Source organism: Rhodoferax sp. GW821-FHT07G04 (assembly GCF_059418585.1).
In genome coordinates this window covers 598,082-614,739 of sequence record NZ_JBWKQD010000001.1, presented here as the reverse complement: position 1 = coordinate 614,739, position 16,658 = coordinate 598,082, and the positions used below count along the sequence as shown (strand labels likewise).

General features: G+C 63.9%; 15 protein-coding genes. 6 read left to right on the top strand and 9 right to left on the bottom strand.

Going from position 1 to position 16,658, the window contains the following annotated elements:
- The first annotated feature begins 8 nt into the window (after nucleotides 1–8).
- Nucleotides 9–2,258, top strand: coding sequence for a type IV pilus assembly protein FimV (locus AC07OO_RS02790; protein WP_495080528.1), 2,250 nt, complete (start codon nucleotides 9–11; stop codon nucleotides 2,256–2,258).
- Between the two features lie 73 nt (nucleotides 2,259–2,331).
- On the opposite strand, the gene AC07OO_RS02785 is transcribed toward AC07OO_RS02790, so the two are convergent.
- Nucleotides 2,332–3,642 carry a hypothetical protein gene (locus AC07OO_RS02785; RefSeq protein WP_495080527.1) on the bottom strand — a complete coding sequence of 437 codons (1,311 nt, stop codon included), beginning with the start codon at nucleotides 3,640–3,642 and terminating at the stop codon, nucleotides 2,332–2,334.
- A gap of 188 nt (nucleotides 3,643–3,830) precedes the next feature.
- Here AC07OO_RS02785 and AC07OO_RS02780 point away from each other — a divergent pair, with 188 nt between their 5' ends.
- Nucleotides 3,831–4,889 carry a 3-deoxy-7-phosphoheptulonate synthase gene (locus AC07OO_RS02780; RefSeq protein ID WP_495080526.1) on the top strand — a complete coding sequence of 353 codons (1,059 nt, stop codon included), beginning with the start codon at nucleotides 3,831–3,833 and terminating at the stop codon, nucleotides 4,887–4,889.
- A gap of 81 nt (nucleotides 4,890–4,970) precedes the next feature.
- Here AC07OO_RS02780 and AC07OO_RS02775 read toward each other — a convergent pair whose 3' ends face one another.
- Nucleotides 4,971–6,926, bottom strand: a complete 1,956-nt coding sequence (locus AC07OO_RS02775; protein ID WP_495080525.1) for a methyl-accepting chemotaxis protein — start codon at nucleotides 6,924–6,926, stop codon at nucleotides 4,971–4,973.
- Between the two features lie 218 nt (nucleotides 6,927–7,144).
- Between AC07OO_RS02775 and AC07OO_RS02770 the strand changes: the two genes are divergently transcribed.
- Both AC07OO_RS02770 and AC07OO_RS02765 read left to right on the top strand, forming a co-directional pair.
- Entirely contained in the window at nucleotides 7,145–8,347 is a 1,203-nt protein-coding gene (locus AC07OO_RS02770; protein WP_495080524.1) for an ABC transporter substrate-binding protein, read from the top strand.
- A 166-nt stretch (nucleotides 8,348–8,513) separates the two neighbouring features.
- On the top strand, nucleotides 8,514–9,236 hold the full coding sequence (locus tag AC07OO_RS02765; protein WP_495080523.1) for a hypothetical protein: 723 nt from the start codon (nucleotides 8,514–8,516) through the stop codon (nucleotides 9,234–9,236).
- A gap of 94 nt (nucleotides 9,237–9,330) precedes the next feature.
- On the opposite strand, the gene AC07OO_RS02760 is transcribed toward AC07OO_RS02765, so the two are convergent.
- The 5 genes from AC07OO_RS02760 to AC07OO_RS02740 form a co-directional block, all read right to left on the bottom strand.
- Entirely contained in the window at nucleotides 9,331–10,494 is a 1,164-nt protein-coding gene (locus AC07OO_RS02760; RefSeq protein ID WP_495081763.1) for a zinc-binding metallopeptidase family protein, read from the bottom strand.
- A gap of 400 nt (nucleotides 10,495–10,894) precedes the next feature.
- Entirely contained in the window at nucleotides 10,895–12,253 is a 1,359-nt protein-coding gene (locus AC07OO_RS02755; RefSeq protein WP_495080522.1) for a class I SAM-dependent methyltransferase, read from the bottom strand.
- 49 nt (nucleotides 12,254–12,302) lie between these two features.
- A complete protein-coding gene (locus AC07OO_RS02750) occupies nucleotides 12,303–12,665 on the bottom strand; it encodes a BON domain-containing protein (protein ID WP_495080521.1) in 363 nt (120 codons plus the stop codon).
- A gap of 204 nt (nucleotides 12,666–12,869) precedes the next feature.
- Nucleotides 12,870–13,595: a cytochrome c biogenesis CcdA family protein gene (locus AC07OO_RS02745; protein ID WP_495080520.1), complete on the bottom strand. Its 726-nt coding sequence runs from the start codon at nucleotides 13,593–13,595 to the stop codon at nucleotides 12,870–12,872.
- Between the two features lie 19 nt (nucleotides 13,596–13,614).
- Nucleotides 13,615–13,998 carry a thioredoxin family protein gene (locus tag AC07OO_RS02740; protein WP_495080519.1) on the bottom strand — a complete coding sequence of 128 codons (384 nt, stop codon included), beginning with the start codon at nucleotides 13,996–13,998 and terminating at the stop codon, nucleotides 13,615–13,617.
- A gap of 141 nt (nucleotides 13,999–14,139) precedes the next feature.
- On the opposite strand from AC07OO_RS02740, the gene AC07OO_RS02735 reads away from it, so the two are divergent.
- Complete coding sequence (locus tag AC07OO_RS02735) at nucleotides 14,140–14,718, top strand: VTT domain-containing protein (protein ID WP_495080518.1); 579 nt, start codon at nucleotides 14,140–14,142, stop codon at nucleotides 14,716–14,718.
- A 506-nt stretch (nucleotides 14,719–15,224) separates the two neighbouring features.
- On the opposite strand, the gene AC07OO_RS02730 is transcribed toward AC07OO_RS02735, so the two are convergent.
- Nucleotides 15,225–15,476: a hypothetical protein gene (locus AC07OO_RS02730; RefSeq protein WP_495080517.1), complete on the bottom strand. Its 252-nt coding sequence runs from the start codon at nucleotides 15,474–15,476 to the stop codon at nucleotides 15,225–15,227.
- Between the two features lie 9 nt (nucleotides 15,477–15,485).
- A complete protein-coding gene (locus tag AC07OO_RS02725; protein WP_495080516.1) occupies nucleotides 15,486–15,692 on the bottom strand; it encodes a KOW motif-containing protein in 207 nt (68 codons plus the stop codon).
- 182 nt (nucleotides 15,693–15,874) lie between these two features.
- Here AC07OO_RS02725 and yaaA point away from each other — a divergent pair, with 182 nt between their 5' ends.
- The gene (gene yaaA, locus AC07OO_RS02720) at nucleotides 15,875–16,654 is read left to right on the top strand and encodes a peroxide stress protein YaaA (protein ID WP_495080515.1); all 780 of its coding nucleotides are present in this window, start codon (nucleotides 15,875–15,877) and stop codon (nucleotides 16,652–16,654) included.
- The last annotated feature ends 4 nt before the right edge of the window (nucleotides 16,655–16,658 follow it).

Here is a 16,658-nt window from a genome sequence, read left to right as displayed (position 1 = left end):
CGATGCATATGAAAGCGGCGAACCGGGTCAAGGCTTACGTCAGTGGGGTGCTTCTGTTGTGCACCACCCTGGGGTCATCCGCTTTGACACTGGGCCGCATCCAGGGCGGCGTTTTTGTCGGCAAACCGCTGGATCTGCGCGTGCAAGTGCAGGCCGATGCCAGCGAGGAGCTGCAGGCAGCTTGCATTGGCGCCGAAGTTTTGTACGGCGAAACCCTGGTCGACCCCACCCGGGTGTCGGTCAGCATCGATGCAGCCGAAGGCGGCGCGGCCGGCGGGCCTAGCGTGCGCATCACCTCCCCGGTGCTGATTGACGAGCCTATCGTCACCGTGAGCTTTCGGGTGGGCTGCCAGCAGAAGTCTGTCAAGCGCTACACGCTGTTCCCCGAAGTGAGCACCAATGTGGTGGAGCCCGCCACCCGACCTGCACCCCGGCGGGCACTGCCGGACGTGACCCTGCCGGCGGTGACCCCACCACCGGCGGCGGCCCGGTCCAGCACGCCGGTGGCCGAGCCCAAGACATCTCCTGCAGCAACCGAACGCCCTGCCAGGAAGACCCGACCCCCAACGGCCCCCGCCAGCGAATCAGCGCCTGCGAGCAAGCCCGCGGCCCGCGAACCGGCTGCCAAGCTGGCCCCGCCCCCGCCGCCAGTAGCCCCCGTCAACCCACCCGTGGCCCGTGCCAAACCGGCGGCCAAGACCAGCGGCAAGTCCCGCCTCAAGCTCGACCCGTTGGACCTGCAAATCGAGCGCGATCCGGTGTTGCAGTCCACGCCCGAGTTATTGAGCCTGCCGCAAGAGAATGCGGCCGTGCGCGCCGAGGCGGCTGCTTTGTGGCGCTCACTGAACGCCACACCCGAGGAGCGCCTGCTGGAAGAGGCCAAGACCAAGGCCTTTGAGAAAGACCTGAAGGCCTTGTACACCGTCACCGCGGAAAACCAGAAGGGCTTGATGGACTTGGTGGCCAAGGTGCAGCGGGCCGAGTCCGAGCGCTACGCCAACGGATTGGTCTACACACTGGCGGCCCTCTGCGCGCTGTTGCTGGTGGGGCTGGCCTGGGTCTGGCTCCATGTGCGCCGTACCGCGCGCCCTGGTAGCTGGATGCAGGGCATAGAGGCCCAAGACAGCCTGATGGCCGAATTGGTGCGCTCGCCACCCGAAAGCCGGCCTTTGCCGCCTCGGCCGGAACCGGCCGTTGCAGCCCCGGTGCCCGCTGAAGCGCCCGCACCCAAACCCAAGGCGACCGTGCCAGTCGGCCCGGCGCCGGTCGCACCCGATGATTTGTCGTTGATGGAGCTGGACCTGGATCTGGGTGCCTTTGAGCCCCTGTCGCAGCCCACGCAGCCGGGCGAGGTCATGCCTGTGCCCCACGCGCCAGAACCGGCAGCACCGACCGCACGCCCATCGCCGGTGGCCGCCGCCCACGCCGGCGGGCGCGACTTCTCGGTCAGTGTGTCGGGCGGCCTGCGGGCCATCGATTCGGCCGAATTGCTGGATGTGCGCAAGCAGGCTGATTTCTTCGTGGCGCTGGGTGAGTACCAAAAGGCCATCGACGTGCTGACCACCCGCATCGCACAGGTGGGCGAGTCCAGCCCCCTGGTCTGTCTGGACCTGCTGAAGATTTACCACAAGTTGGGTCGCGAGTCTGAATACGAATTCATGCGCCAGGAGTTCAACAACTGGTTCACCGGGCGCGTGCCCGTCATCGACGACTTTGGCAACGAAGGCCGTTCGCTGGAGAAGTACCCCAAGGTCATAGACCAGATCGTCGCGCTATGGCCCGACCCCCGGGTGCTGGAGTACATCGAGAACTGCATCTACCACCATTCCACCGACGTTTACGAGCCCGACTTCGACCTGCTGGCCTACCGCGAACTGCTGTTGCTGCACGGCGTTGCCAAGCAGATCGTGCGCTTGTCGAATGACCACACCGACAGCCAGGCCGGTGGTCTGGTGCGCATGGCCGCGCGCGCGCCCTCTGGCGCACCGGTGGCCCCCCAGGTTGCAGACCTGGTGACCCACCGGGCCGGTCCGCAGCACCGCGGCGCCTGGAAGCGTACGCCGCCGGTCAGGCCATCGCCTTCTCAGGGGCCGGACCCCGAGGCCGATGTGGAAACCCGGGGCGCACCGCTGAGCCCTATGCGCTTGCCGCCTGCTCCCGTGGTTGTGCACGATCCGAATGCCATATCGCTGGATCCCGGGGACGATAGTGAGAGCAAGGGCCCGACGACGGATTTTGATTTTCTGAGCCTTCGCTAAGGCGCTGCGCATCGGGCCATAACGCCGGCCGCGCGCGACGGCTGCATCGCGGCGCTTTGGACACGCACTCGGCTTAGCGGGTATTGCTCCAGGGCGGTATGTCCTTCGGGGCGTCCAGCTCCAATTTGTTGAGTTGGTCCAGCAAGGCCAGCGCCTCGGACACCAGCTTGGGGTCTTGGGACTCCAGCACTTCACTGGCCAGTTCGCGGGCCTCGCTCCACAGTTCCAGTGCGGCCGATTCCTGGGCCAGTGCCAGCGTGATCGTGAAGTCGTAGTCCTTGGTGGCGGCCGGGTCGTGGTGGTGGTCTTCGTCCGCCGTAGCCAGGCCCTGGTCGGCGTCTAGGGCGGCTTCTGGCTCGGGCACCTCCCACTCTCCGGGATCGAACGGCAGCTCGGACGAAGTGGGCTCGGGTGCCGAGGCAGGTGTGTCTTCGGCCAGCGAGAAACTGATGCCTTCGTCGGCGCTGACAGCTGCTTCTTCATCCACGGCCGGCGCGTGCGAAGGCTGCTGTTGCGCCACCTCTGGCACTTGCCAGGGGCCTAAGTCCAGATCCAGCTCCAGGTCCGAGGTCACCGTGTTCGGCGCCTTGGCGGTGGGGGACAGTGGGGCCAACGGTGCATCGTGGATGCCGGCAGGTGCGCTGTCCAACCAACCGCGCGCACTGGGAGGGGGTTCCGTGGGCTGCGGCGCTGGCTGCGCTACGTAGGGCGCGCTCAGATCCAGGTCCAACTCCACCAGGCCTGCGGTGCCGTCTTCGCGCTCCAGTATTTGCGCACGGGCCTCGCGCTTTTCAGCCAACGACTTGCGTACGCGGGTCACCTCGCTGGCAGCGGCCTCGGGATCGAACTCCATATTGGGTTCGCTGCGGGCAAAGGGGCTGTGGCCCGATTCGTGGGGTTGCGTGGTGTCACCGCCAGACACCGTATGCGGATCCCAGGCCAGAGCGTCATCGTGCAGGGCCACGCTGGGTGGCTGTGTCGTGCCGGGCGCGTGCAGGATGGCACTACCATGGTCCGAAGCGGGGGCCGACTGCGGGGGGGTGACCACCCGCGCGGTCTTGCGGGCCGGCGGCGCGTCAATCCAGCGGGTGCGGGGGCGATGCCACACATACCACCAGACCACGACAGCAGCCAGCAACAGAAACGAGGCCACGCCCAATAGCGTGCCATCCACCCAGGCCATGCCCGGCAGGTCGGACGTGATGGCCGTCACAGGGTCTACGGATTCGCGGGTCTGCAGCTTCTTGATGGACTGTTGCGTAGCCAGAGCCTGCTGCTGCAGGGCCTTGACCTCGGTCTCCATGCGGTCCAAGCGCGTCCCCCCGGCCGCAGGTGGGTTCTGGGGCGGGGTGCTGGATTCCGGCAGTGTCGAAGAGGAAGGCAAATTGGTCTCACCGTGCGAAGAGCGGGCCGTCCTACGCGCGCGCGGCTCTCCATGCTGCGGCGAATGATAGTGCATGGGCCACGGGGGGCTGGCGGAATTGGGGGGACAATGGCGGTCTTTCCGTGCCGGGGCCCTGCCCACGGCGCAGCGACCACCCTGCCCATTTCGCCTATTCCGCTCATTCCGCCATGCCATCTACCGCAGACATCCGCATCCGCAGCGTGCGCCCCCTGATTTCACCGGCCATTTTGGAGGACGAACTCCCGCTGGGGGATGCTGGTGCTGCGGCCATCCACCAGGCGCGCCGTGACATCGCCAAGGTGATCACCGGGCAGGATGACCGCCTGCTAGTGTTGGTGGGGCCTTGCTCCGTGCATGACCCGGCCTCGGCGCTGGACTACGCCCGCAAGCTCGCGCCCCTGGCCCAACGCCTGGCGCAAGACCTGCTGGTCGTGATGCGGGTGTACTTTGAAAAACCCCGCACCGTGGTGGGCTGGAAAGGCCTGATCAACGATCCGGGCCTGGACGGCAGCTTCCAGATCAACCGCGGCTTGCGCCTGGCACGCAAGCTGCTGCTGGACGTGACCGACATCGGCCTGCCCATTGCCACCGAATTCCTGGACACCACGCTGGGCCAGTACTACGCCGACCTGATCTCCTGGGGCGCCATTGGCGCGCGCACCACCGAGAGCCAGATCCACCGCGAGCTGGCCTCCGGCCTGTCGATGCCCGTAGGCTTCAAGAACCGCACCGATGGTGACCTGCAGGTGGCGGTGGACGCGATTCTGTCGGCGCGCCACCCCCATTGCTTCCCGTCGCTGACCCACGAGGGCGCGCCGGCCGTGTTGACGACCTCGGGCAACGAACACACCCACCTGGTGCTGCGCGGCGGCAGCCGCAGCGGCCCCAATTTCGACGCCGCCCATATTGCCGAGGCTACTGCTTTGCTGCAGAAGGCTGGGGCACCCACGGGCATCCTCGTGGACTGCAGCCACGCCAACAGCAGCAAACGCTTCGACCGCCAACCCGAGGTCGCGCGCGATGTGGCGGGGCAGGTGGCCGCTGGCCAGCGCGCCATCATCGGCGTCATGCTGGAGAGCCACCTGGTGGCGGGCACGCAGGCCGTGGTGCCCGGCCAGCCGCTGACCTATGGCCAAAGCATCACCGACGGCTGCCTGGCCTTTGACGACACGCTGCCGGTGCTGGAGGAGTTGGCCCAGGCGGTGCGCAGCCGCAGATCGCGATAGCTACCAATTTGGTAGCGGTATATGTATATCTGACGAGGGCTAGAGCCCAGTTTGTCTTAAGCGGTTGCCGCCGAAAGGCCTTCAACGGCCCGGGTGGTCGTCCCCCAGGCGGAACACCGACACGGCCTGCGCCAGCCGCTGCGCCTGCTCCTGCAGGCTGGTGGCCGCAGCGGCGGATTGCTCCACCAATGCCGCGTTCTGCTGCGTCATCTGGTCGAGCTGGTTGACGGCGGTGTTGACCTCGCCGATGCCGTCGGACTGCTCGGACGCGGCGGATGTGATCTCGCCAATGGTGTCGCTGACGCGTTGCACCGAACCCACGATTTCGTCCATGGTGGTGCCGGCGTTTTGCACCAGTGCCGTACCCGATGTGACCTTGTCCACCGACGCGCCAATCAGCGCCTTGATCTCCTTGGCCGCCTCGGCGCTGCGCCCCGCCAGAGACCGCACCTCGCTGGCCACCACCGCAAAACCACGGCCCTGCTCACCGGCGCGGGCGGCTTCCACCGCGGCGTTCAGCGCCAGGATATTCGTCTGGAAGGCAATACCGTCGATGACGCTGATGATGTCGGCGATCTTGCGGGCGCTCTGGTTGATGTCTTCCATGGTGCTGACCACCTGGCCCACCACGGCACCGCCGCGTGCCGCCACCTGGGCCGCCGATGCGGCCAACTGGTTGGCCTGGCGGGCGGATTCTGCCGACTGGCGCACGGTGGCCGTCAATTCCTCCATGCTCGATGCCGTGCGCTGCAGGTTGCTGGCGGCCTGCTCGGTGCGCACGCTCAGGTCCTGGTTGCCGCTGGCGATTTCGGCGCCGGCCGTGGCGATGCTGTCGACCGCCGCGCGCACCTGTGACAAGGCTGTCTGGTAGCGCTGGCGCATGCCCTCCACCTCGCGCACCAGGGCGCCGATCTCGTCGTTGCGCGTGGACGCAGTGGCATAGCGCAGGTCACCGTCGGCCACGGTTTGGACCACGGTGGTCAGCTCACTCAGCGGCTGGCTCACGGTGCGGCGGACCGCAACAAAAATGGCGGCCGCCAGCAGCACCGTGGCAACGGCCATCAGCGCCCAGATCATCAGCATATTCGTCCAGTGCTTTTGCGTGGATTCGCTTTGTGAGACCTCGGCAACCACCCATGCGGCGCCGCTCTTGACCTTGCGCATCAGGGCCCAACGGTTGGTGTCCTGGGTTTGCAACAGCGGGACCGCTGCGTCCACACGCCCATCGTTCGCCACTGCCAATGCGTCCAGAAACGCAGCGGCCTGGGGTGATACGTCACTGAGCTTTTTACCGTTGGCCGTGGGGTGGACCAGGAAGACGGCATCGCCCGCTGTGCGACCCGGGGCGATGACGTAGACACCACCGGTGTCAAAGAACTTGGCATGGGCTACCTGCTGGTTCAGCTCGGCCTGCAGCGGCGTCAGATCGCGCGAGGCCGACAGGATGCCGATCAGCTTGCCCTCGGCATTCTTCAGCGGCTCGTAGTGGGCCATATAGGGCTTGCCGAACAGCACCTCGCGCCCGGTGTGGGCCTGGCCAGCCAACACGGCCTTGTAGGCCGGGTGGCTGCGCTCCAGCGGTGGGGCCAGCACGCGTTCGCCGTCCGCTTTTTTGAGCGAGGTGGTGATGCGCACAAAGTCATCGCCTTTCTTGGCAAACACGGTGCCCAGGTTGCCGGTGTTGCCGGTGAAGGTGTCCACATCGCCAAAGTTGTTGTTGACGGCGGCGCCATAGCTCTTGATCTCGCCCGTGGCCTCGTCCTGGGACATCGTGGCTTCAAAGGACTGTTGCAACGTCTTGGCGGCGCGCTGCACCAGGTCGCGCTGGGAGTCGTCCGCGGCGTCCATGGCCCGGGCAATGACCTCCACCTTGTCTGCCACCGAGTCTTGCACCTGCTGGCGCGCATTGCGCCCCGCCACCAGGCTGATGGCCAGCGCCAAGAGCACCAGGATGGTGGCGATGATGCCCATGGCGAGCAGGGTCAGTTTGCGTGCGACCGATTGGGTTCCAACGATCTTGTTTTTGTAGTCGTCCATGGGCGCACTATTGCCGCAGGGGCTGGTAGCGTCAAGACGCGATAAAACAGCGCGGCACCGCGCAGTGGCCGGTGCTTTCAGTCGAGAAAATGCCCCGCGCACCGGGTCCAAAGCCTAGGGAATGTACCGAGCAAAACGCCCGGCAAATTGTCGTCCCAAAGACATTTGACCGTCTTTCGGGGGCGTAGCATTGACCTCCCTGTCGTTGTGCCAGCCCTATGAAAAAACCATTCGCTTCTGTTCCCGAATCCATCACCACCGAATCCTGCACACCGATCAAACCCAGGCTGTCCCGCCGCCGCGTACTGGGCGGGTTGGTAGCCCTGCCTTTGGCGGCTACTGGCCTGAGTGCCCGTGCCGATGACACCAGCCCCATCAAGATCGCCCAATCCATCGCACTGACCGGCCCGTTGGGTGAGCTGGGTCAGGCCATACACCAGGGCGCCAAAGTCTGCTTTGCCGCCATCAATGCCAAGGGTGGTGTCAATGGCCGGCCCATCGAATTGAACGCGGCCGATGATGGCTACGACGTCAAGCGAGCATTGGCCAATGTCACCGGGTTCATGGAGGACCACAGCAACTTCGCGCTGTTCAACTGCATGGGCACACCAATGATCGAGGCCATGCTGCCCAAGGTCGTGGAGTCGGGCATGCCGTTCTTCGCGCCGTTCTCTGGGGCGCTGTCGATCCGGCCCAAGAACACGCGCAATGTGTTCAACATCCGCGCCAGCTATGCCGACGAGGCCGAGCAACTGGTGCAACACCTGGCCACGGTGGGCATCAAGCGCATCGCCATCGTCTACCAGAACAACTCGTTCGGTAAAGAGGTGTTCACCGCCACGCAGCAGGCCATGACCCACTACAAGCTGGAGGCCCTGACCACGGTGACGGTGGAGAACGACGCATCCGACGCCGAGTCGGCCGCCAAGAAGATTGCGGCAGCGGCGCCCGAGGCCGTGCTGGTGGGTCTGGCTGGCAAGCCCACGATTGCGTTTGTGAAAGCCGTGCGCCAGGAGCGCAAGGGCTTGCAGTTGTATGCGCTGTCCATCATGGGGGCCGCGGCCACGATACGCACGCTGGGGGCCGACGCCACCGGCATGACGATCTCACAGATCGTACCCCTGCCCAGCAATATGTCGCGGCCCCTGGTGCGCGATTTTCAGACGGCATGGAAGGCCGCCCACGTGGAGCTGGAGCCCTCGCACCTGGCGCTGGAGGGCTATATCAACGCCCGTGTGTTTGCCGAGGCCCTGCGCCGCGCCGGGCGCAACCCCACGCGCAGCGGCTTCATCGACAGCACCTGGAGCACCAAGAACCTGGACCTGGGCGGTTTCACGGTGAACTTCAGCGAGACGGCGCAAAACGCCTCACGCTTTGTGGAGCTGACCATGGTGTCCAGCAACGGACGTTTCATACGCTGAAGGCTCCAGGCCTGCCGCATGCAGGTCTTGTTCAGCTTACGTTGGACATCGCACAGATTCATTTTCCTCGGGTACCTATCGTTGCATCCGGTCTGAACACAGCCTCTCAGGCGCCCATTTGTTCAGGCCCCTTTGCAACCGACATCCACATCTCAGAGGAATGAACATGGCAAACAGGAATCAGCAACAGCGCGGTGGCCCACAACACTACCAGGGTCGCAATACCTATCCTTCCGGCAACCAAATGGGCGGCGCAGGCCAGGGTGGTGGCTATGGCCAGCAGTCGGCCTACCAAGCCAACCATGGACAGTATGGCGGCAACTACGGCGCAGACACCAACTACCAAGGCCCGCCGCAGTTTGGCAACTACGAGCCACAAGGCAGCTACAGGGGGTATGGGGACCACTACAGCGGTCGTGCGGGCAGTGACAACACGATTGACGCCCTGAGCGACAACCCGAATTTCAGTAGCCAGATGCACGGTGAGCAGAACTTCAACGCATACGAACAAAACGCGACCGACCACTGGCTGCGCGAGAACAGCCGCGGTCCACGTGGCTATGGCCACTCGCAAAGCTACCGCGGCCAGATGGGCCATGTGGATGATATGCAGCGCAGCGGCTATGACCCGGTTGGCCACGAAGCCAACTTGGGTGGTGGCTACCATCCCCACGATCCCGATTACTGGCAATGGCGCGCGGAGAAGATCCGCGGCTTGGACAATGACTACAGGGCCTGGCGCGAAGAGCGCTACAACCACTTCTCCAACGAGTTTGGTGAATGGCGCAAGAACCGCAAGGAGAAGTCGCAAAGCGCCGGTTCACGCGACGCGGGTGATACGGAATCTGCGTCGGGCAGCAGCCACGGCAGCAGTGCCAAAAGCAAGTAGGCAAGTAAGCACATAGGATCGAGCACCCCGACGCAATGTCTGCCCACAGTGCCGGAAGCACCGTGCTGGCAAGAACCGGCATGCGCCGGGGTGCTCATCGCGCTTGCTGCGCCTTGATGAAGCGGTGCACAAAGTGCAGCTTGGCAACCGCCGAGCTGCTCAGCACAAAGGGGTAGAAGTCGGGCAGTCCCATGCCCAGCGAGAATTCGTTGAGCACATTGGTCAGCCCGGCCCAGGTGTTGACCAGTGCCAGGAACTCGGGGTCGTGTGCGGCGTCAGGTGTATCGTCCGGCCCATAGAGGTCTTCGTGGGTGAACGGGTCTTTCACCAGGCCCAACTGCAAGTTCACCATGGCAAAACCCCGGGCGGTGTCCAGCGTGTCCACCATGTGCAGGTAGTGGGCCCAGGTTTCGGCCCAATCCTCCCAGGGGTGGGCGCTGGCGTAGGCGCTGACACAGGTGCTTGCCCAATCCTGCGCTGGCCCCTGCTGGTAGTACCGCTCCAGGGCTTCTGCGTAATCTTGCCGCTCATCGCCAAACAGGGTACGGAAGGGCGCAAGCCAGTTGCTGGCTTGCAGCAGGCGACTCCAGTAGTAGTGCCCGGATTCGTGCCGCACGTGCCCTAAGACCGTGCGGTAGGGTTCATGCAAGGCCGTGCGAATGGCTTCGCGGGCGGCATCATCCGCCTCATTGAGATCGAGTGTGATGATGCCGCCGCTATGGCCAACGGATACCTGCTCGGAGCTTGTGTCGGTAACCAGATCAAAGGCCAAACCATGCTCCGGGTCCTCGCTGACCCGTGATGCCACCGGCAAACCCAGTGCAATCAGTGAAGAGACCAAGCGGCGTTTGGCCAGCTCTACCTTGTGCCACAGTGCCGCATGTGTGGCGATGCCTGTGTCGGGCACCAGGCGGTTGAGGCGGCAGCAGCGGCACAGGGTGTGGTGCCGGCTTTCAGCCTGCGTCAGCAACCAATTGCACTGGGGCGCCGCACCGAAGTTGGCGCACCGCAGGTACAGCCCCTCGGCCGGTGGGCGGTCTGCCAGACGCCATGTCGTCGTGGGTTGCTGCGCATCGGTGGCATCACCATCGGCTGGGTCCAGGGACACCATGCGGGCCCTGTCGGGTTCGTATCCCAGGGCCCTGCCGCAATGCAGGCACAGGTGGTTGCGAAAGAAAATGGGATAGCCGCAACGGCAGACCCCGGTGCGCTGTATCCGTGGCAGGGCATCGGGACGTGCGCGGCGTTTGGGCTGCACCAAGTGGGTAGGCGCGTTAGGCGAGGGCACGCGCAGACTCGGGTGGACGTGTGGCCGGCGGCTCCCGCACGGGGACTGGGTTCTCCATCGGAGGCGGGTCTTGCATAGGATTCGGTGCAACGGGCATCTCGGGCGGCAGCGGCGTGGGTTTCTCGGGGACCTCGGGCACAGGTGGAGGGGGCGCGACATTCGCTACTTCCCAGGCCATACACAGCCGCGGCGGCGGACGCACGCAAGCGCTCGCTGCGAGATGGGAGGCGCCGACTGATGAGGAGCAGAGTTTGGTGTCTTCCATCACAAGCTCCTACGTGGACGCAACCAGGGTCAGCAGTCCTATCAAAATCAGAATAGGAAGGGGAACACCCAACAAGAACAACAGCATTGGCAGCATAGTGACCTCCTAGGCGTAGCTGGAACAAGGGGTTGAATACAGGTCCGCACGGGTCAGCGGGAGTGCAGTGCTTGCGCCCCGGTGGCTGGCCAGGATTTGGTAGATGCCGGTCCCCCCGGCTTCAAATTCGCGGGCGCATGCCGCCATGTACAGGCGCCATACGCGGTAGGTTTGTTCATCGACCTCGCGCAGCGCGGCAGCGCGTTGCTGTTCCAAACGTTGGACCCAGTGCCGCAGCGTCAGCGCGTAGTGGCGGCGCAGGGCTTCGACATCCTGGATCTCAAAACCGGCACGCTCCATACCCAGCTGGATATTGCTGACACAGTCCAGTTCACCATCCGGGAAGACAAACTGGTTGATGAATTCGCTTGCCACGGTCTGGTTCCACCCTTCTTCGTCGTGGGTGATGCCGTGGTTCAGAAACAGGCCGTTGGGGCGTAGCACGCGGTGCACCGTACCGAGGTAGCTGGGCATATTGGCCAGACCCACGTGCTCGAACATGCCGACGCTGGATACCTTGTCGTACACCGCCTCACCTTCCAGGTCGCGGTAGTCTCTCCATTCCACGGTGACCCGGTCTTGCAAGCCTTGGGCTGCGATACGCGCTTGGGCGTAGTCGAGTTGGCGCTGGCTCAGCGTGATGCCATGCGCGTGCACACCATGGTGCTGTGCAGCCCAGCACACCAGGGCGCCCCAGCCGCAGCCAATGTCCAGCAAACGCTCGCCGGGGCGCAGGCGCAGCTTGCGACAGATGTGTTCCAGCTTTTGTCTTTGGGCCTGGTCCAGCGAATCGTCCGGTGTCTCGAAATAGGCGCAGGAGTAAACGCGTTCTGCGTCCAGCCAGAGACCGTAGAAATCGTTGGATACGTCGTAGTGGAAGCGGATGGCTGCCTGGTCGGAATCACGCGTATGCCCATGGGTGAAGCCGTTCGCAGCATGGGTCGCCAGGCGGCTCAGAAAATCGGGCTTGTCCTGGGGCTGGCGGTTCTTGGCCGATGCCAGCATCCAGGCATCGCGCAACATGGCGGCCTTCTCCCGCCACGACAGCACGATGCCCTCAAAGTGTTCTTTCAGCGACAGCGCGCTGTAGAGGTCGCCCTCCACATCCAACTGGCCGCAAAAATAGGCATCGGCCAAGGCCACAGGGCTGGCGTTGGCAATGAATTTCTGCAGCACACGCGGGTCACGCAGGATCAGCGTGAACTCGGGTGCGCCGCTGTTGAGTTGCACGCGGTGTTCATTCCATAGCTGCAACATGGCGCTTTTGCCAAACCCCTGGAAGAGGCGTTTGACTATTCGGAGGATGGGGTCCGCTGCTGTTTCAGCGGGCCCCGACTCCTCCATACCTGCGCCATAGGTCAAAGCCATGGTTTGCTCGTTGCGCGATGCAAGCCGACTACGAGAGCGGCAGGTCTCTTCAGCCGATGACCAGGGCAGTGGTATCCACGCCCCGCACGCCCTTGACCTTCTCGGCAATCGTCTTCACCAGATCGATGGCATCCTGGTTGGGCAGCTTGCCGTCCAACGCCACGACGCCCTGCTTGGTGGTAACGCCGACCTTGAAGGCCTTGGAGATGCTGTTGGCCAGTATTTCCGACTTCACTTTGGTCGTGATCCAGCTATCGCTCACGGCACGCTCAGCCTTGTCGGCGGTGCTGTTGGCGGGCATGGATGTTTCGTCCTCCGCATAGGCGGAAACCGCACCGCCCAATAGAGCGGCGGCTACGAGCGTGGCCGAAACGAGACCTGTCTTGTGAAGAAGTTTGCTGGTGTATTTCATACGGATCGCTTTCAATAAAAAGTATGAGAACACTTGCCAGGATGCGCTGTAAGGGCATGCCCGCCAAGTACGAGCCTGCAGAATGCCTGCACGGGGGCAGACCGTCCGTACGGTGTCACACACATTTGTGATCAGCCCTGGATGCGGGGCTGTACGCGCCCCCCGCGGCCGCGTGTGCCGCGCGGTGCGTGGCGCGTGGTGGGCCTAAAAGCGCATCGTCAACGCCAGCCAGGCGTCAGGCAAGATGTCATCTACTTGGATTTCTATCCAACGGTCCAGTCCGGTCAGGATCGCCACACCCACCAGCAGCAAGATCGCCCCAAAGAATTTCTTGGCCTGGCTGCCATAGGCCAATACCCATTGGCGCACGCGCCCAAAGGCGGCGCGCGACAGGTAGGCTGCCGCGACCAGGGGCGTGGCCGCACCCAAGCCAAACAAACCCAGTACCAGCGCACCGTGGGCCGCTCCCCCTTCGGTGGCGACCAGGGTTAGTGCGGACCCCAGCAGCGGGCCGGCGCACGGGCTCCAGACGAGCCCCAGCAAGCCGCCCAGCAAAAACGCACCCTTCAGCGAACCTTGGTCGAGCGCACCGGAGGCCTGGTTGGCGCCACTGGCCAGCGGTGCCATCCATTGGGTCAGGCGCCTGTCCAAGGCCGGTACCAGCATGGCCAAGCCAAAGGCGACCAGCAGTAAGGCCGCGCCATGGCGCACGGTATCGGGGCCCAGATCCAGCGCCGCGCTTAGCGTGCCCAGCAAAACCCCCAGGGCTGCGAACGAAACGGCCATGCCAACACCCATGGCCAACGGCGCCAGCCGGTGGCGCTGCACGGCCCCGCCCAGGACCAGCGGCAACAGCGGAAATACGCAGGGCGACAGCGTGGTCAGGCTACCTGCCACCACGCTCAAGCCCAGTTCAGTCAGCGGCAGCATGGCCCGTCCCCGTGGCCCACTACAGCGCAGCGCGCAGCGCCGTGCGTATGCCGTCGGGCGAGGTCTCGCCGATCAGGCGCTTTTTCTCGACCTTGCCCCGGTAGATCACAAACGTCGACTGCCCCAAGACCTTGTGCTGCTTGCGCACCTCGGCCGAGTTGTCGTAGTCCACTGACAACACGGCGACGTCGAGCGCCGTATCCTCCTTCAGCGTCTCCAGCGCCTTGACCTGCGCGCGGCAGGTCGGGCACCAACTGGCGTGGAAGTGCAGGGCCACGGGCTGTCCCGCCGCTTGCAACTTGCGCAGCGCATCGGCGCTGTAGGGTGCAACTGTCAGGGCCTGGGCCCAGGACGTGGCCAGTAACAGAGTGACGCCAAGCGCCCAGGAAGTCGTGTGTTTCATGTAGAGTCTCTTTCTATTCGGTGAACCGTGAGGGCGCAGCCGGTGTGTTGCTGCGCTTGCTGTTGCGCATTGGTCGCCGTGCAGTGCAATTTCTTACACCCCTGCCGCAACGCCGTCCCCCAACGCAATGTACTCCTGCACGTGAAACTCTCCAAGGTCTGGTTCCGCTACCGCCGCTTACTGGCGGTGATACTGCTGTTGGCAACGCTGTTTGCCGTGGTGCATTGGACTTCTTTGCAAGAGGACTTCAGCCTGGCGTTCCTGCGCCATGAATTGGCCGACCAGCAGTGGGTAGGTTTGGTCGTCTTTGTGCTGTTGTTTGTGGTGGGCAACCTGGTGCAGATACCGGGCTGGCTGTTCCTGGCTGCCGCCGTACTGATTCTGGGGCGGCTAGGCGGTGCGGTGGTGACCTATGTGGCGGCCAGCACCTCGTGCGCGTTCACCTTTGTGGCGGTGCGCTGGGTGGGTGGTGATGCCGTGCGCCAGTTGAACAACCGCTTGGCCGTGCGCTTGATGAAGGGGTTGCATGCCAACCCCATTCGCGTCATGGTGCTGCTGCGCACGCTGTTCCAGACCCTGCCGGCGCTGAACTACACCCTGGCCCTGTCGGGCATTCCCTTCCGGCACTACATGCTGGCCACGCTGCTGGGGCTGCCGCTGCCGATTGCGGTGTACTGCGTGTTCTTTGACACACTGCGGCAGTGGTTGAATATTGGCTAGCCGGGTTTTTTTGGGGGGGCGCTGTAAGAATCGGCCCGGCGCAGCGACCAAACTTCACCATGGTTGCGCCGATTCCATCCAGCCGAATCTCCCAGGCCTATGACCGCAGTGCGGGCGACGAGGCCGGCTCCGTCGCGCTGCAGGCCCAGCTGACCCGCTGGCAAGCGCCAGTTGGGCGACTGGGAGGCCTGCGCGTCCAGCAAAAGCCCGGAGGGCCGCAAGATCATCGAAAACCTGCGGGCGAGGATAGGGAGTTTGGAAGCCCGAATGGCGAGCAGCGACAAGGTGGCCGAACCTGCACGTGCTGACGATGCAGCTGGTGCCGCGCCCGGGTCCAATCAGCCTTCCAATCAGGTCACAGCAGCGGCTCAGCGCACGGGCGGTTTACTGAATGTTTTTGTCTGATGGGTTGCTATATATTTAGTAGCTGACTACGTATGTTCAACGAGGGCTAGCGGCCAAAATGGCAAATATGAATTTGGCAGAGGCAGGTCGTGCCCATTGCCTCAATCTTTGCCCCAGCGCCAACTTGGCGGCTCACCTTTGAGGTAGCACACAGCGATCAGCACGGCGCTCAGGCCTGTGGTGTAGACGAGAAAAGATGCGGCGTTTGCGTAGGGCGGAAAGATAAAGGTGCCCAAGGCCAATAGCACGCCAAATGCGACCAACACCGCCCAGCCTTGCCATGTGCTGGGTATGCCCCATCCCCAACCGTAGCGCTTGGCGGGGAACCAGTACTTTTGTTCGGCGTGTGCCATGGTGCCTCCTTATTGGCGTGGGTGGGTAGCTTGCACGAGCACATTCTTGGCCAGCGTCTTGAATCGCTCCCCGTTGGCCTGCACTATCGTGATGGTCATGTGGCCCGTCTTGCTGGTGTTGATGTCCCTTACGGTGCCCGATTTGCCGGTGTGTGTGCCGGCAGTGACCGTGCACTGGTCACCGTCTTGGGGTGGGCCGGATGCTAGCTGGTTCATGGTGGAGCCTCCCGGTAGTAGCTAAGGGGCGAAAAAGTAATAGATCTCTTCCCTGATTGTGACGTGGCGCCGCGGGTTGTGCCAGCTGTCGCGTAAATCGCGCCGTGCCAAAGCCGGCCCCCCACTTTCACGATAATGGAGCCTGCTCCTGCCTGAAGACTGTTTGATCGAATCCCCACCGTATGCTGTTTTTGCTCTCGCCCGCCAAGTCTCTGGACTATGAAACCCCCATCGATCCCCCACAGCCCCACACGGCCCCGCTGTTTGTCAAGCAATCCAAGGAACTGATAGCGCTGTTGCGCACGTATTCGCCTCTGCAGATTGGCGAGCTGATGTCGCTCAGCGACACGCTGTCGGCGCTGAATGGGGCGCGCTACCAGGCCTGGTCGTCGCGGGCCACGGTCAAGAATGCGCGGCAGGCCGTGCTGGCTTTCGATGGCGACGTGTATGGCGGCCTGGATGCGCGCAGCCTGGGTGGTGACGATCTGGCCTGGGCGCAGGCGCATGTGTGCATCCTGAGCGGACTCTATGGCGTGCTGCGCCCGCTGGACCTGATGCAGCCTTACCGTCTGGAGATGGGCACGCGCCTGACTAATGCCAAAGGGGACCACCTCTACCATTTCTGGGGCGCGCAGATCGCGCAGTACCTCAACACCCGCTTGCGCAGCGACATCAGCCCCGTGGTCATCAACCTGGCGTCGCAGGAGTATTTCAAGGCGGTGGATACCAAGGCCTTGAAGGCCCGCGTCGTGGAGTGCGTGTTTGAAGATGAGAAGAACGGCCAGTACAAGATCATCAGCTTCTTTGCCAAGCGCGCACGCGGGCTGATGGCCCGCTATGCCATCACCCACCAACTGGTCACGCCCGAGCAGTTGCGCGCCTTCGATGTGGATGGCTATGCCTGGAGCGCAGCCCAGTCCACACCCGAACGCATGGTCTTCCGCCGCAAGGCACTTAGTTAAACTG

Excerpts from the sequence above, each read along its gene's own strand:
- AC07OO_RS02790 (WP_495080528.1), top strand. The coding sequence starts at position 9 with ATGAAAGCGGCGAACCGGGTCAAGGCTTACGTCAGTGGGGTGCTTCTG.
- AC07OO_RS02780 (WP_495080526.1), top strand. The coding sequence starts at position 3,831 with ATGCCATCTACCGCAGACATCCGCATCCGCAGCGTGCGCCCCCTGATT.
- AC07OO_RS02775 (WP_495080525.1), bottom strand. The coding sequence starts at position 6,926 with ATGGACGACTACAAAAACAAGATCGTTGGAACCCAATCGGTCGCACGC.
- AC07OO_RS02770 (WP_495080524.1), top strand. The coding sequence starts at position 7,145 with ATGAAAAAACCATTCGCTTCTGTTCCCGAATCCATCACCACCGAATCC.
- AC07OO_RS02765 (WP_495080523.1), top strand. The coding sequence starts at position 8,514 with ATGGCAAACAGGAATCAGCAACAGCGCGGTGGCCCACAACACTACCAG.
- AC07OO_RS02755 (WP_495080522.1), bottom strand. The coding sequence starts at position 12,253 with ATGGCTTTGACCTATGGCGCAGGTATGGAGGAGTCGGGGCCCGCTGAA.
- AC07OO_RS02750 (WP_495080521.1), bottom strand. The coding sequence starts at position 12,665 with ATGAAATACACCAGCAAACTTCTTCACAAGACAGGTCTCGTTTCGGCC.
- AC07OO_RS02745 (WP_495080520.1), bottom strand. The coding sequence starts at position 13,595 with ATGCTGCCGCTGACTGAACTGGGCTTGAGCGTGGTGGCAGGTAGCCTG.
- AC07OO_RS02740 (WP_495080519.1), bottom strand. The coding sequence starts at position 13,998 with ATGAAACACACGACTTCCTGGGCGCTTGGCGTCACTCTGTTACTGGCC.
- AC07OO_RS02730 (WP_495080517.1), bottom strand. The coding sequence starts at position 15,476 with ATGGCACACGCCGAACAAAAGTACTGGTTCCCCGCCAAGCGCTACGGT.
- AC07OO_RS02725 (WP_495080516.1), bottom strand. The coding sequence starts at position 15,692 with ATGAACCAGCTAGCATCCGGCCCACCCCAAGACGGTGACCAGTGCACG.
- yaaA (WP_495080515.1), top strand. The coding sequence starts at position 15,875 with ATGCTGTTTTTGCTCTCGCCCGCCAAGTCTCTGGACTATGAAACCCCC.